Raw genomic sequence first — 14,699 nt, forward strand, 5'->3', positions numbered from 1 at the left:
GCGGGGACAATGCCTTCTCGACTACGATTCTCGACAAGCTCGAAGCAAACGGACCGAGAGATGAAAGCGCACGGCGCAAGACAAGCAATGCCCCGCAACCAACGTTACCGATAGAAATCCAGCATGTCGGCCGTCACCCACCCGAACACGAAGTTCAGGTAGAACAGTGCGAACAGAGCGGTCGCGACGATCGTCGTCCGCCACGCCATCCGGCCGAAGCTGAATCCGGCCGGTGCGCTGTCGGCCTGTCCTGGCACCGGGGGTTCGCCCGCTTCATGCGTCGTGCGAACCCCGAACGGCAGGACCAGGAACATGGCGAACACCCAGAAGAGCAGGTAGATCGCCAGCGCCGACTGCCACGCCATGCGCGTCAGGCCGGAATGATGAGGACGTCGACGACCGGCTTCTTGCCGGTCCAGCGCGTGGCGACGCGACGCACCGCGAGGCGGATCGCCTCGGGCAGCTTGGAACGCTCACGCCCCTTCAACGCCACCGCTTCCGCCGCCGCATCGACCGCTTCGTCGAGGAAGGGTTCGCGGTCTTCCTCGACCGGAACGCCCTGCACCCGGATCTGGGGATCGCCGATCAGTTGCCCACGCCGATCGATCGCCACCGCAACCGACATATGACCATAGGCGGCCAGCTTGCGCCGTTCGTTGATCGTCGTTCCATCGGCCGGCAGGATCACGTCACCGTCGAGAGCGAGACGTCCCACGGCGGCGTTGCCGACCTTTACCGGATTGCCCGGTGCCAGGCGGACGATGTCGCCATTGGTCTGCACCAGCGTCTGCTTGATCCCCTGCGACAGGCCGAAACGGGCATGTTCCATCAGGTGGCGCATCTCGCCATGCACCGGCATCAGCACCTTCGGCCGCAGCCAGCCATAGAGCTTGGCCAATTCCGGTCGACCCGGATGGCCCGACACATGGACGTGCGCCTGCCGGTCGGTGATCATCTCGATGCCGGCTGCCGCCAGCTGGTTCTGGATGCGGCCGATCGCGACTTCGTTGCCCGGGATCTGCTTCGACGAGAAGATGACCCGATCGCCAGCCTCGAGGCTCAGCTGATGTTCGCGGTTGGCGATACGGGCCAGTGCCGCACGCTGCTCGCCCTGTCCGCCGGTTGCGATGATGAGCACCTGCTCGCGCGGCAGGCGCATTGCGGTGTCGAAATCGACGGTCTGCGGGAAATCCTTCAGATACCCCGTCGCCTTGGCGACCTTCAGGATGCGGTCGAGCGAGCGGCCCGCAACGCACACCTTGCGGTTGGTGTCGCGCGCGACTTCGCCCAGCGTGTGGAGCCGCGCCGCGTTGGACGCAAAGCTGGTGACCATCACCCGCCGCCCCTTGGCGGACGCGATCTGTTCGAACAGCCCCTTGCGCACATCCGCCTCGGATCCGGACGCTTCGGTGTTGAAGACGTTGGTCGAATCGCACACCAGCGCGAGGATGCCGTCGTCGCCGATCGCGGTAAGCTCCGCCGGCGTAGCCGGGGTCGCCACCATCGGCTGCGGATCGAGCTTCCAGTCGCCCGAGTGGAACACATTGCCGTGCGGCGTCGAAATCACGAGCGAGGTGGATTCGGGGATCGAATGCGCCATCGGCACGAACTTGACCCCGAACGGGCCGACATTCACGTCGCCACCGAGCTGCACGATTTTCAGCTTCACGCGGTCGGCAATGCCTTCCTCGTCCAGCTTGCCGCGGATCAGGCCTGCCGTGAACGGCGTGGCATAGATCGGCACGCCCAGGTCGGCCGCCAGATAGGGCAGCGCCCCGATATGATCTTCATGGCCGTGCGTGATGACGATGCCGAGCAGCTGGTCGCCGCGTTCCTCGATGAACTGGAGGTCGGGCAGCATCACGTCGATGCCCGGATAGGCCGGATCGGCGAAGGTCACGCCGCAATCGATCATCAACCACTTGCCGGCGGTGCCGTACAGGTTGACGTTCATTCCGATTTCGCCCGATCCGCCGAGCGCGACAAAGAGCAGTTCTTTCTTAGGTGTCACTCAATTTCTTTCAATGCCCGCGCCCATTCGCGGGTTCGGTTTGCTTCGTTACGTTGCTGTAGTGATATGGGTGCGGCGCCACAGCATCGCCAGTCCCGTGATGGTCAGGTCCTGTTCGACATGGTCGAACACCTGCGTATGTTTCTCGAAGAGAATCGCCAGACCGCCAGTGGCGATCACGCGGACGGGGCGGCCGATCTCCGCCTTCATCCGCGCGACCAGCCCCTCGATCATCGCGATATAGCCCCAATAGATGCCGATATGCATCTGGTCGGCGGTATTGCGCCCGATAACGCTGGTCGACAGCGGAGCCTCGATCGCGATGCGCGGAAGCTTCGCCGCCGCCGTCACCAGCGCGTCGAGCGACAGGTTGATGCCCGGCGCGATGATCCCGCCCTTATAGGCCCCGGAATAGTCCACGACATCGAACGTCGCAGCCGTGCCGAAGTCGACGACGATCAGGTCGCCGGGATGCGCCGCATGCGCGGCAATCGCGTTCAGTGCGCGGTCGGCACCGACGGCGTGCGGCTCCTCTACGTCCAGCGCGATGCCGAACGCGGCGGCCCCGCGCCCCGCGACCAGCGCCTCGACCGCGAAATACTTGATCGCCAGCACTTCGAGATTGTGGAGCGCGCGCGGCACCACCGTCCCGATGATGACGCCGGTAACGATGGAACGATCCCGTCCGTCGAGCGCCAGCAATTGGCTGAGCCATACCGCATATTCGTCGGCAGTGCGGCGCGGATCGGTCGCAATGCGCCAACGCGCAACGATGGCGTCACCATCGACCAGCGCGAACACGATATTGGTATTGCCGGCGTCGATCGCTAGCAGCATCGAATTTCCTCGCCATGCCGCCACGGCACGCTTTGTCCTGCGGTAGAGCCTGTGCAGCCGAACCACAAGCGCCGGCCGCGACCGACGGCACGACGACTGCGATCAAGCAAAGACGTCACCGGCATGGATCAGCGTCACTCGGCCATCCCGGTCGAGCAGCCGGAGCGCCCCTCCGGCGTCCAATCCGTCGAACGCGCCTTCCATCTCGCCGCCATCCGGCAACCGAACCCGGAGCATCGTCCCGCGCGGGTGGGCTGATGCCTCCCACGCGTCCCGGATCCCGGGCAGATCGCCGTCGCGCCAACGCGACAACCAGAGTGCAAACTTTTCCCGCAGCACATCGAGCAAGGCGGCCGGGGTCACTACCACACCGTGCTCGGCAAGACTGGTCGTCGGACGATCCGCCAGGTCGGGGTGCGTGGCGAGGTTGACGCCAAAGCCGATGACCAGCGCGTCCGCACTACCCCGCTCGAGCAGAATACCCGACAATTTCGCCCGCCCGATCAACAGGTCGTTAGGCCATTTTATCGTTGCCAGTCCCGGCGCGAAGGTCTCGACTGCCTCCGACAGTGCAACGGCGGCGACGAGGGTCAAGGTCGGCGCGGCGGGATCGGCGGGCCGGAGACGGACGACGGTGCTGGCAAAGAGATTGCCAGCGCCATCGGCCCAGGGTCGCCCTACCCGCCCGCGTCCCGCGCTTTGGCGTTCCGCACGTAGCCAGACGCCTTCCTTCGCACCCGCATCAGCGGCGGCGAGCAGGTCGGCATTGGTCGACCCGGTCTCGCCGACGACCCGGATCGTCAGAACAGCGCCCGCGCGGCCGTCAGCGACCAGGCCGACAACGGCGCGATCAGGAAAAGGCTGACCGGCGAGATCACGATGGCGGCCGCAAGCGTCAACCCGCCCTCGACCAGCGCCGGTTCACGACCGAAGGCCGGGGCCGGTTCGTCGAAGTACATCGTCTTGACGACGCGCAGATAATAAAACGCACCGATCGTCGAAGCTGCGATACCGATCACCGCCAGCGACAACAGGCCCGCCTGCACCGCTGCTTCGAACACGGCGTACTTGGCCCAGAAACCGAACAGCGGCGGGATGCCGGCGAGCGAGAACATGAAGATCATGAGCGCGAAGGCCAGTGCCGGACGCGTCCGCGACAGCCCCGCAAGGCTTGCGACGGTCTCGACCGGTTGGCCATTCTCGTCGCGCATCTGCAGGACGATCAGGAACGACCCCAGCGTCATCACGATGTAGACGGCGAGGTAGAACAGCACGCCCGCCACCCCCTGCGCCGAACCGGCGACAAGACCGATCAGCGCGAAGCCGACATTGTTGATCGACGAATAGGCCAGCAGGCGCTTGATGTTCTTCTGCCCGATCGCGCCGACCGCCCCGAGGATGATCGAAGCGAGCGCGGCGAAGATCACGATCTGACGCCATTCGAGGACGGCAGGCCCCATCGCCTCTACCGCCACGCGCAGCGCCATGGCCATCGCCGCGACCTTCGGTGCCGAAGCGAAGAAGGCAGTGACCGGGGTCGGCGCGCCTTCATAGACGTCGGGGGTCCACATGTGGAACGGCACTGCCGCCAGCTTGAAGGCGAATCCTGCGAACACGAACACCAGCCCGAACAGCAGGCCCATATTGCGCGGGCCGGCATAAGCGACTGCGATGTCGCTGAACAACGTGGTACCGGCAAAGCCGTACACCAGGCTGACACCGTAGAGCAGGATGCCCGACGCCAGCGCGCCCAGCACGAAATACTTCAGACCGGCCTCTGCCGAACGCGTATCGCGACGCATGAAGCTGGCGAGAACGTAAGCGGCAAGGCTCTGCAGTTCGAGACCGACATACAGCAGCAGCAGGTCGGAGGCCGACACCATCATGCCCATGCCGCATGCCGACAGCAGGATCAGCACCGGATATTCGGGCTTCAGATCGTCGCCGCTGGTGCGCTCGAAGAAGCGCGGCGCAATGATGATCGCGACTGCCGATGCGATATAGATCAACACCTTGGCGAACGCCGCAAAGGCATCGGCACGGTACATGCCATCGAACGCGGTACCGCCCGACGATCCGTTACCGATCAGCGCCACACCCGCCCCGGCTAGCACGAAGACTGCTGCGATGCTGACGCCGCGCGCAGCCGCCTGCTTCCCCCAGGCCGATACCAGCATCAGGACGATCGCCCCGACCGCCAGCACCAGCTCGGGCAGCGTCATCGAAAGTTGTTCGGCGTAGCTCATCAGTGCGATTCCCCGTGCGCCGCAGCCGCACCCGTTTCATGTTCCGCGGCCTTTGCCGCTGCCGCCGCCGGATTGCCCGGGGTCGGCCGTGAATCCGATACCGGCGTAGCCCGCTCGATCCGCGCGACCAGCAAGCCGACGTCCTTGCGCATCGGCGCCATGAAGCTCTCAGGGTAGACACCCATCCACAACACGACCGCGGCAATCGGAGCCAGCAGCGCCAGTTCGCGCATCGACACGTCAGGCATCGCCTTCACATCGTCATGCACCAGATCGCCCAGCGCAATGCGGCGATAGAGATACAGCGAATAGGCCGCACCCAGAATGATGCCCGTGGTGCAGATCAGCGCCGCCCAGGTCGACACACGATAGGTGCCGGCAAGGCTGAGGAATTCGCCGACGAACCCCGAGGTACCCGGCAGGCCGATCGACGCCATGGTGAACAGCAGGAAGAATACGGCATAGCGGGGCATGTTGATCGCGAGACCACCATAGCGCGCGATCTCACGCGTATGCAGCCGGTCGTAGATGATGCCAACGCACAGGAACAATGCGCCCGACACCAGCCCGTGGCTAAGCATCACGATCATCGCGCCTTCGATGCCCTGCTGGTTGAAAGCAAACAGGCCGATGGTCACGATCGCCATGTGCGCGACCGACGAATAGGCGATCAGCTTCTTCATGTCCGACTGCACCAGCGCGACCAGCGAGGTGTAGACGACCGCGATCGCCGATAGGGTAAGGATCAGCCAGGTAAGCTGCCCCGACGCCTCCGGGAACATCGGGATCGAGAAGCGCAGGAAGCCGTATCCGCCGAGCTTCAGCAACACGCCGGCCAGGATGACAGAACCCGCCGTCGGTGCCTGCACGTGGGCGTCGGGCAGCCAGGTGTGGACCGGCCACATCGGCATCTTCACCGCAAACGACGCGAAGAATGCGAGCCACAGCCACGTCTGGACATGTGCCGGGAAGTCATAGGCCATCAGCGTCGGGATGTCGGACGTACCCGCCGTCTGGATCATGTAGATCATCGCGATCAGCATGAGCAGCGAGCCGAGCAGCGTGTACAGGAAGAACTTGTACGACGCGTAGATACGGTTCGCCCCGCCCCAGATGCCGATGATGAGGTACATCGGAATCAGGCCGGCTTCGAAGAACACATAGAACAGCAGCAGGTCCTGCGCGGCGAAGGTGCCGATCATCAGCACTTCGACGGTCAGGAACAGCGCCATATATTCGGGAACGCGATTGGTAACCGACTTCCACGACGCACCGATGCAGATCGGCATCAGAAATACGCTGAGCATGATCAGCATCAGGGCAAAGCCGTCGATGCCGAGCGCGTAGCGGAACACGCCGAAGTTGCCCAGCGCCGGCGCCTCGACGAACTGCCACTGCGCGCCGCCGATATCGTAGTTCGCCCAGAGCAATACGCCCAGCGCGAGATTGACCAGCGTAGCGATCAGCGCCGTCCAGCGCGCTCCATTCGCCGATACGAACAGGCACAGCATCGCTGCGACTGCCGGCACCAGCAGCATCACCGACAGGATCGGGAAGCCGTTCACGAGTTATTCCCCCGAACCAATTGCTTGAAACCGCGCATCACGACGCGATCGCCCAGGTAACCGCCGCCGTCAGGCCGATCAGCATGACGAAGGCATAGGTGTAGAGATAGCCGGTCTGCATCCGTACCGCGACGCGGCTCGACAGGCCGACCACCGCCGCCGACCCGTCGGGGCCGAAGCGGTTGATGGTCTGTTCGTCGCCACGCTTCCAGAAGAAGCGGCCGAACGCGAACGCAGGGCGGACGAACAGCAGGTGATACAGCTCGTCGAAATACCATTTGTTGAGCAGGAAGCGGTGCAGCACGCGGAACGTGTCCGCGATCGCCGCCGCCGTGCCCGGACGGATGATATAGACGTAGAGCGCACTTACGAGACCGATCAGCATGACGATCGTCGCGGCCAGCTTCACCAGCATGGGCACTTCGTGCATCGCGTGCATCAGATGCTCGTTGTAGAACAGGCTACCCTTCCAGAAGGCTTCGCCCGCATCGCCGCCGATGAACCAGTGGTTGAACACATAGCCGGCGGCCACTGCGCCGACCGTCAGCACAATCAGCGGGATCAGCATGACGACCGGGCTTTCATGCGGGTGATAGCCTGCGGTCCCCTCGACGACATCGCTCGCGTGCGGGTCATGGGTCGACGGGGCATGGCCCGCATCTTCCGCTGCCGGATGCGCGTCAGGATGGGCATGATCGTCATGGCCATGGTGGCCGTGCACATCATGCACCGCGTGCTGGATATGCTCCGACCCCGCCCAGCGCGGTGCGCCGAAGAAGGTGAGGAACATCAGCCGCCACGAATAGAAGCTGGTCAACAGCGCGGCGAAGGTACCGACATAGAAGGCACCATAGCCATGCGGACCCGCCGCCCATGCCGCTTCGAGGATCGCATCCTTCGAGTGATAGCCTGCAAAACCGCCGACTTCGTAGATGCCGACACCGGTGATCGCGAGCGTGCCCGCCATCATCGCCCAGAAGGTCAACGGGATGTGCTTCCGCAGGCCACCATAGAAGCGCATGTCCTGTTCGTGGTGCATCGCATGGATGACCGAACCGGCACCGAGGAACAGCAGCGCCTTGAAGAAGGCGTGGGTGAACAGGTGGAACATCGCCGCGCCATAGGCGCCGACCCCTGCCGCAAAGAACATGTAGCCTAGCTGCGAACAAGTCGAATAGGCGATGACACGCTTGATGTCGGTCTGAACGAGGCCGATCGTCGCCGCGAACAGGCAGGTGGCGGCACCGACCGCCGTCACCACCGCCAGCGCGGTCGGCGAGGTTTCGAACATCGGCGACAGACGGCACACCATGAACACACCGGCCGTGACCATCGTCGCGGCGTGGATCAGCGCCGACACCGGCGTAGGGCCTTCCATCGCGTCCGGCAACCAGGTGTGGAGACCCAACTGCGCCGACTTGCCCATCGCCCCTACGAACAGCAGTAGGCACAGCACGGTCATCGTATCGGCACGGAACCACAGGAAGCCGATGGTCGAACCCGCCATCGACGGCGCGGCCTCCAGGATCGCTGGGATCGAGATCGTCCCGAACACCAGATAGGTGCCGAAAATACCGAGCATGAAGCCGAGATCACCGACGCGGTTGACGACGAACGCCTTGATCGCCGCAGCATTGGCCGACGGCTTGCGGAACCAGAAACCGATCAGCAGGTACGACGCCAGACCGACGCCTTCCCAGCCGAAGAACATCTGCACCAGGTTGTTGGCGGTCACGAGCATCAGCATCGCGAAGGTAAACAGCGAGAGATAGGCGAAGAACCGCGGTTGATCGGGGTCCTCGCTCATATAGCCCCAGCTATACAGATGGACGAGCGCCGACACGCTGGTGATAACGACGAGCATGACCGCCGTCAGCGCATCGACCCGCAATTCCCACGCGATGTCCATGCCGCCCGACAGGATCCAGGTCGACACTGGGGCGACATTCGCCTGGGCCGCGCCGGTGAGGAACGGAACGAAGATCGACCACGAGAGCGCCGCCGCGACGAACAGGCCGGCGGTCGTGATGATCTTCGGCACCGCGATGCCGAAGGCGCGGTTCGACAGCCCCGCGACGATCGACGCCAGCAGCGGCAGGAACACGACGATATGGATGGCGCTCACGAAAGCACCCCCGAAACCCGAAAAGCCACCGGCATCACCCCTTCATCCGGTTGACGTCGTCGACCGCGATGGAACCGCGACCACGGAAATAGATGACCATGATGGCCAGACCGATCGCGCTCTCGCCCGCGGCAACCGCCAGCACGAACATCGCGAAAATCTGACCGACCAGATCGCCCAGCTGCGCCGAGAAGGCTACGAAATTGATGTTCACCGCCAGCAGGATCAGTTCGATCGACATCAGGATGACGATCAGGTTCTTCCGGTTGAGGAAGATTCCCAGCACGCCAAGCGTGAACAGGATCGCCGCAACGACCAGATAATGGGTAAGACCGATCACAGCTCGACCCCCTGCCCGATGGGCTGATTGACGTTACGGATCGCATCCTTGGCGCGACGGTTGATCTGGCGGTTGATGTTCTGCGCCTTCGCATCCGCGCGCTTGCGCTGCGTCAGCACGATCGCACCGATCATCGCGACCAAAAGGACCAGCCCGACGCCTTCGAAGACGTAGAGGTAGCGCGTGTAGAGCAGCCGCCCGATCGCCTCGATGTTCGGCACCGCCGCATCGGTTGGCGCGATGCGCTTGGCGAGATCGATGCGGGCCGCCGTCCAAGCATAGGCACCAACGACCAGTTCGACCGCCAGCAGCACAGCCAGCGCAAGACCGGCCGGCAGATAGCGGACGAACCCGGCGCGCAGTTCGGTGAAGTCGATGTCGAGCATCATCACGACGAACAGGAATAGCACCGCGACTGCACCGACATAGACAATGACCAGCAGCATCGCGATGAATTCGGCGCCGCACAGCACCATCAGGCCGGCGGCGTTGAAGAAGGCGAGGATCAGCCACAGCACCGAATGGACCGGGTTGCGCGACGTGATCGTCAACGCAGCCGATGCCACCACGATCGTGGCGAACAGATAGAAGGCGAGTGTCTGGATCACGAGCGCTGCTCTTCCCCCTGCCCGCCCCGCGCGGATGTGCGGGACGAAACGCTAATCGAATTGCCGGCGATACGGACCATTCGGCCCGCGCCGGTACGGAACATGCGCGCCATTACCGGTAGGGCGCGTCGCTCGCAAGGTTCGCGGCAATCGCGCGTTCCCAGCGGTCACCGTTCGCGAGCAGCTTGTCCTTATGATAGATCAGCTCTTCGCGGGTTTCGGTGGCGAATTCGAAATTCGGCCCCTCGACGATCGCATCGACCGGACATGCTTCCTGGCACAGCCCGCAATAGATGCACTTGGTCATGTCGATGTCGTAGCGCGTGGTGCGGCGGCTGCCGTCCTCGCGCGGTTCGGCCTCGATCGTGATCGCCAGTGCCGGGCACACCGCCTCGCACAGCTTGCACGCGATGCAGCGCTCTTCCCCATTGGGATAGCGGCGCAGCGCATGTTCGCCGCGGAAGCGCGGGCTCAGCGGGTTCTTCTCATACGGGTAGTTGATCGTCGCCTTGGGCTTGAAGAAGTACCGCAGCGTCAGCGCATGGGCCTTCACGAACTCCCACAGGGTGAACGATCGGATGGTCTGGGCGATACTCATGACGGCAATCCTACGCGGTCGATCATCAGATAACCGGAGATGAGGAAGACGAAGATCAGCGACAGCGGCAGGAAGATCTTCCAGCCCAGCCGCATCAGCTGATCATAACGATACCGCGGCACCGTCGCCTTGATCCAGCTGAACACGAAGAAGAAGAAGAAGGTCTTCAGCAGGAACCAGATGATCCCCGGCACGAAGTAGAGCGGTGCCCAATCGACCGGCGGCAGCCAGCCGCCCCAGAACAGCAGCGCATTGAGCGCACACATCAGGATGACGTTGGCATATTCACCGAGCCAGAACAGCGCGAACGCCATCGACGAATATTCGGTCTGGTAGCCCGCAACCAGTTCCGACTCCGCCTCGGTCAGGTCGAACGGCGCGCGCGCGGTTTCGGCAAGCGACGAGATCAGGAACACGACCGCCATCGGAAACAGCAGCGGATTGAAACCGAAGCCGTTGACGAAGCCGAAGATGTGCGCGCGCTGTTCCAGCACGATCGTCGTCAGGTTGAACGATCCCGCCCACAGCACAACCGAGATCAGCACGAACCCGATCGCAACTTCGTAGGAGACCATCTGCGCGGCGGCACGCAGCGCCGAATAGAAGGGATATTTCGAGTTCGACGCCCAGCCCGAGATGATGACGCCGTACACGCCCAGTGACGATGCCGCGAGAATGTAGAGCAGGCCGACATTGATGTCCGCGACCACCACGCCGACATCGAACGGGATCACCGCCCAGACGATCAGCGCGACGGTAAAGGTGATGATCGGCGCGAGCAGGAACAGGCCACGATTGGCCGACGACGGCACGATCGTTTCCTGCAGGAACACCTTCAGGCCGTCGGCGAACGACTGCAGCAGGCCCAGCGGACCGACGACGTTCGGCCCCCGGCGCAGCGCCATCGCTGCCCAAATCTTGCGATCGGCGTAGATGATCATCGCGACCGCCAGCATCAGCGGCAGCGCGATGACCAGGATGCCGATCAGCGTCGCGACGGTCCACGCCCAGCCATAGGGCAGACCGACGGTAGTTTCGAAGAACGAGGTCACTCGGCGGCCTCCGCGAAATCCTGGCCATGGACAAGTTCGGCCGAACAACGCTGCATCGTCGGGCTGGCCCGGCAGATGGCGTTGGTCAGGTAGAAGTCGGCGACCGGATAGGTCACCTTGCCCTCGCCCTTAGCGTCGAGCGCCGGCGGGTTCCAGTCGTAACGTACCAGCCCTTCCTGGCCGAGCGCCGGCACCGCCGCCGTCATCGCACGGCGCACGCCGGCGAAATCGTCGAACGGCAGCGTCACGCCCAGCACTTCGCCCAGCGCGCGGAAGATCGTCCAATCCTCACGCGCGTCGCCCGGCGGGAACACCGCGCGGTCGCCGCGCTGCACGCGCCCTTCGAGGTTCACGTACGTCCCGGCCTTTTCGGCATAGCTCGCAGCCGGCAGGACGATGTCCGCCGCCGCCGCGCCCTTGTCGCCATGATGGCCGACATAGACCTTGGTCGCACCGGCAAACTGGCCGAAATCGACCTCGTCCGCACCCAGGAAGAACACCAGCTTCGGGTTCGCTGCGACGATGTCGGCGATGCCGCCCGCCTGCGCATAGCCCAGCATCAGGGCGCCCATGCGCGCAGCGGCGGTGTGAACCACGTTGAAGCCGTTCCAGCTCGAACCGTCTTCCAGCGTCCGCACCAGATTACCGTCACGCGCCAGCTTGAGTGCGGCACCATGGCCAGCCTTGAGCGCGCCCGGCCCGACGATCACTGCCGGACGCTTCGCCGCGTCCAGTGCTTCCGCCGCACGATCGCTGAGTCCGTTAAGCAGGCCCAGATCGTCGCCCAGCCACTCGACCTTGTAGGTCAGGTCAATTTCCGGCCCGATGGCGAAGACGCGTGCGCCCTTCTTGATCGCCTTGCGGACGCGGGTGTTGATGAGCGGCGCTTCGTGGCGCAGGTCGGTGCCGACAAGCAGGATCGCATCGGCGTCCTCGATCCCCGCAATCGTCGTGTTGAACGCGACCGCGCCGAGATTGGTGACGTCATAGGCCATGCCCGTCTGCCGCCCTTCGAGCAGCGACGATCCAAGCGCGTTCACCAGCGCCTTGGCCGCGAACATCGTCTCGCAATCGAGCAGATCGCCGGCGATGGCCGCGACCGACGAACCGGCATTGACCGCCGCGATCGCCGCGAACGCTTCGTCCCACTCCGCCGCGACCAGCTTGCCATCTTTGCGGACGAACGGCTTGTCGAGGCGACGGCGGACCAACCCATCGACGGCGTGGCGCGTCTTGTCGTGCGCCCATTCCTCGTTCACGTCTTCGTTGATGCGCGGCACGCAGCGCAGCACCTGCCGACCCCGGCTGTCGAGACGTATGTTGGTGCCGACCGCATCCATCACGTCGATGGCGAGCGTCTTCTTCAGCTCCCACGGACGCGCTTCGAACGCATAGGGCTTGGACGTCAGCGCACCGACCGGGCACAGGTCGACGACGTTGCCCGACAGTTCGCTCGTCACCGCCTGTTCGAGATACGACGTGATCTGCATGTTCTCGCCGCGATAGATCGCGCCGATTTCCTCCACGCCCGCGACCTCTTCCGCAAAACGGATGCAGCGCGTGCATTGGATGCAGCGGGTCATGACCGTCTTGACGATCGGACCCATATATTTCTCGGTGACCGCGCGCTTGTTCTCGTCATAGCGCGACTGGCCGCGACCATAGGCGACCGACTGGTCCTGCAGGTCGCACTCGCCGCCCTGATCGCAGATCGGGCAGTCGAGCGGGTGGTTGATGAGCAGGAATTCCATCACGCCTTCGCGCGCGGCCTTCACCATCGCGCTGTCGGTGCGGATTTCCTGATTGTCGGCGGCGGGCAGCGCGCACGAAGCCTGCGGCTTGGGCGGTCCCGGCTTCACCTCGACCAGACACATTCGGCAATTGCCGGCGATCGACAGCCGCTCGTGATAGCAGAAGCGCGGGATTTCCTTGCCCGCCGCTTCGCATGCCTGGAGGACGGTGGCACCCTGCGGCACCTCGACCTCGATCCCATCGACTTTGACCTTGGGCATTATTCGGCCGCTTCCATCATGGGCGACGTGCCACCGCCGCGCTTTTCATTGATCCGCCGCTCGAGTTCGGGGCGGAAGTTCTTGATGAGGCCCTGGATCGGCCAAGCCGCCGCGTCGCCCAGCGCGCAGATGGTGTGGCCTTCGACCTGCTTGGTCACCTGCTGCAACGTGTCGATTTCCGACAGGTCGGCATCGCCGGTGCGCAGCCGCTCCATCACTCGCCACATCCAACCGGTGCCCTCGCGGCACGGCGTGCATTGGCCGCAGCTCTCATGCTTGTAGAAGTACGACAACCGGCTGATCGCGCGGACGACGTCGGTCGACTTGTCCATGACGATCACGGCGGCGGTACCGAGGCCCGACCCGACCGCCTTGAGGCCATCGAAGTCCATCGGAGCGTCGATAATATGCTCGGCCTTCACCAGAGGCACCGACGAACCGCCGGGGATGACGCACAGCAGGTTGTCCCAGCCACCGCGAATGCCGCCGCAATGCTTTTCGATCAGCTCGCGGAACGGGATGCTCATCGCTTCCTCGACCACGCAGGGACGGTTTACGTGCCCGCTGATCTGGAAGAGCTTGGTGCCCTTGTTGTTCTCGTTGCCGAAGCTCGCGAACCATTCGGGGCTCCGGCGCAGGATCGTCGGCACGACCGCGATCGATTCGACGTTGTTGACCGTAGTCGGGCAGCCATAGAGGCCGGCCCCGGCCGGGAAGGGCGGCTTCAGGCGCGGCTGCCCCTTTTTGCCCTCGAGGCTTTCGAGCATCGCGGTTTCTTCGCCGCAGATGTACGCGCCCGCGCCGCGATGGGCGAAGACGTCGAAGTCATAGCCCGACCCGCAGGCATTCTTGCCCAGCAGCCCTTTGGCATAAGCCTCCGCGATCGCCGCGAACAGCGTCTCTGCCTCGCGGATATATTCGCCGCGAATGTAGATGTACGCGGCACGCGCGCGCATCGCGAAGCCGGCGACCAGCGCGCCTTCGATCAGCTTGTGCGGATCGTGGCGGATGATCTCGCGGTCCTTGCACGAACCCGGTTCGGATTCGTCGGCGTTGATGACCAGGAAGTTCGGCCGGTCGGGCTTCGGCGCCTTGGGCATGAACGACCATTTGGTGCCGGTCGGGAACCCTGCCCCGCCGCGCCCGCGCAGGCCCGACGCCTTGATCCGATCGATGATCGTATCCGGGCCAAGCTGCAACAGCGCCTTGGTATTGTCCCAGTCGCCGCGCATCACAGCGGCGTCGAGGTTCCATGGCTGGAACCCGTACACGTTGGTGAAGATGCGATCCTTGTCGGCCAGCATC

General features: G+C 64.0%; 13 protein-coding genes. All 13 read right to left on the bottom strand.

What is annotated here, in order from left to right; translation table 11 throughout:
* Positions 1-104: 104 nt before the first annotated feature.
* Entirely contained in the window at positions 105-365 is a 261-nt protein-coding gene (locus MF609_RS05815) for a DUF1467 family protein (RefSeq protein WP_242415355.1), read from the bottom strand.
* Positions 366-370: 5 nt separating this feature from the next.
* A complete protein-coding gene (locus MF609_RS05820) occupies positions 371-2,011 on the bottom strand; it encodes a ribonuclease J (RefSeq protein ID WP_242415356.1) in 1,641 nt (546 codons plus the stop codon).
* A gap of 48 nt (positions 2,012-2,059) precedes the next feature.
* Positions 2,060-2,848, bottom strand: coding sequence for a type III pantothenate kinase (locus MF609_RS05825; protein WP_242415357.1), 789 nt, complete (start codon positions 2,846-2,848; stop codon positions 2,060-2,062).
* Between the two features lie 102 nt (positions 2,849-2,950).
* Positions 2,951-3,682: a biotin--[acetyl-CoA-carboxylase] ligase gene (locus MF609_RS05830; protein ID WP_340689025.1), complete on the bottom strand. Its 732-nt coding sequence runs from the start codon at positions 3,680-3,682 to the stop codon at positions 2,951-2,953.
* Entirely contained in the window at positions 3,649-5,094 is a 1,446-nt protein-coding gene (nuoN, locus tag MF609_RS05835) for an NADH-quinone oxidoreductase subunit NuoN (RefSeq protein ID WP_242415358.1), read from the bottom strand. Before nuoN ends, MF609_RS05830 begins: the two co-directional genes overlap by 34 nt.
* Complete coding sequence (locus MF609_RS05840) at positions 5,094-6,659, bottom strand: NADH-quinone oxidoreductase subunit M (protein ID WP_242415359.1); 1,566 nt, start codon at positions 6,657-6,659, stop codon at positions 5,094-5,096. Before MF609_RS05840 ends, nuoN begins: the two co-directional genes overlap by 1 nt.
* A 37-nt stretch (positions 6,660-6,696) precedes the next feature.
* A complete protein-coding gene (gene nuoL / locus MF609_RS05845; RefSeq protein ID WP_242415360.1) occupies positions 6,697-8,784 on the bottom strand; it encodes an NADH-quinone oxidoreductase subunit L in 2,088 nt (695 codons plus the stop codon).
* A 34-nt stretch (positions 8,785-8,818) separates the two neighbouring features.
* A complete protein-coding gene (gene nuoK, locus MF609_RS05850) occupies positions 8,819-9,124 on the bottom strand; it encodes an NADH-quinone oxidoreductase subunit NuoK (RefSeq protein WP_055755914.1) in 306 nt (101 codons plus the stop codon).
* Entirely contained in the window at positions 9,121-9,732 is a 612-nt protein-coding gene (locus MF609_RS05855) for an NADH-quinone oxidoreductase subunit J (RefSeq protein ID WP_055820101.1), read from the bottom strand. The genes nuoK and MF609_RS05855 overlap by 4 nt, the downstream gene beginning before the upstream one ends.
* 112 nt (positions 9,733-9,844) lie before the next feature.
* A complete protein-coding gene (gene nuoI, locus MF609_RS05860) occupies positions 9,845-10,330 on the bottom strand; it encodes an NADH-quinone oxidoreductase subunit NuoI (protein WP_055755909.1) in 486 nt (161 codons plus the stop codon).
* A complete protein-coding gene (gene nuoH / locus MF609_RS05865; RefSeq protein WP_242415361.1) occupies positions 10,327-11,382 on the bottom strand; it encodes an NADH-quinone oxidoreductase subunit NuoH in 1,056 nt (351 codons plus the stop codon). The genes nuoI and nuoH overlap by 4 nt, the downstream gene beginning before the upstream one ends.
* Positions 11,379-13,394 (bottom strand): NADH-quinone oxidoreductase subunit NuoG, encoded by a 2,016-nt coding sequence (nuoG, locus tag MF609_RS05870; protein WP_242415362.1) that lies wholly within the window; start codon positions 13,392-13,394, stop codon positions 11,379-11,381. The genes nuoH and nuoG overlap by 4 nt, the downstream gene beginning before the upstream one ends.
* Positions 13,394-14,698, bottom strand: a complete 1,305-nt coding sequence (gene nuoF, locus MF609_RS05875) for an NADH-quinone oxidoreductase subunit NuoF (RefSeq protein WP_242415363.1) — start codon at positions 14,696-14,698, stop codon at positions 13,394-13,396. Before nuoF ends, nuoG begins: the two co-directional genes overlap by 1 nt.
* Position 14,699 lies beyond the last annotated feature (1 nt).

It is taken from the genome of Sphingomonas panni (genome assembly GCF_022664435.1).
GTDB lineage: Bacteria > Pseudomonadota > Alphaproteobacteria > Sphingomonadales > Sphingomonadaceae > Sphingomonas > Sphingomonas panni.

Excerpts from the sequence above, each read along its gene's own strand:
- MF609_RS05815 (WP_242415355.1), bottom strand. The coding sequence starts at position 365 with ATGGCGTGGCAGTCGGCGCTGGCGATCTACCTGCTCTTCTGGGTGTTC.
- MF609_RS05825 (WP_242415357.1), bottom strand. The coding sequence starts at position 2,848 with ATGCTGCTAGCGATCGACGCCGGCAATACCAATATCGTGTTCGCGCTG.
- nuoN (WP_242415358.1), bottom strand. The coding sequence starts at position 5,094 with ATGAGCTACGCCGAACAACTTTCGATGACGCTGCCCGAGCTGGTGCTG.
- nuoI (WP_055755909.1), bottom strand. The coding sequence starts at position 10,330 with ATGAGTATCGCCCAGACCATCCGATCGTTCACCCTGTGGGAGTTCGTG.
- nuoG (WP_242415362.1), bottom strand. The coding sequence starts at position 13,394 with ATGCCCAAGGTCAAAGTCGATGGGATCGAGGTCGAGGTGCCGCAGGGT.
- nuoF (WP_242415363.1), bottom strand. The coding sequence starts at position 14,698 with ATGCTGGCCGACAAGGATCGCATCTTCACCAACGTGTACGGGTTCCAG.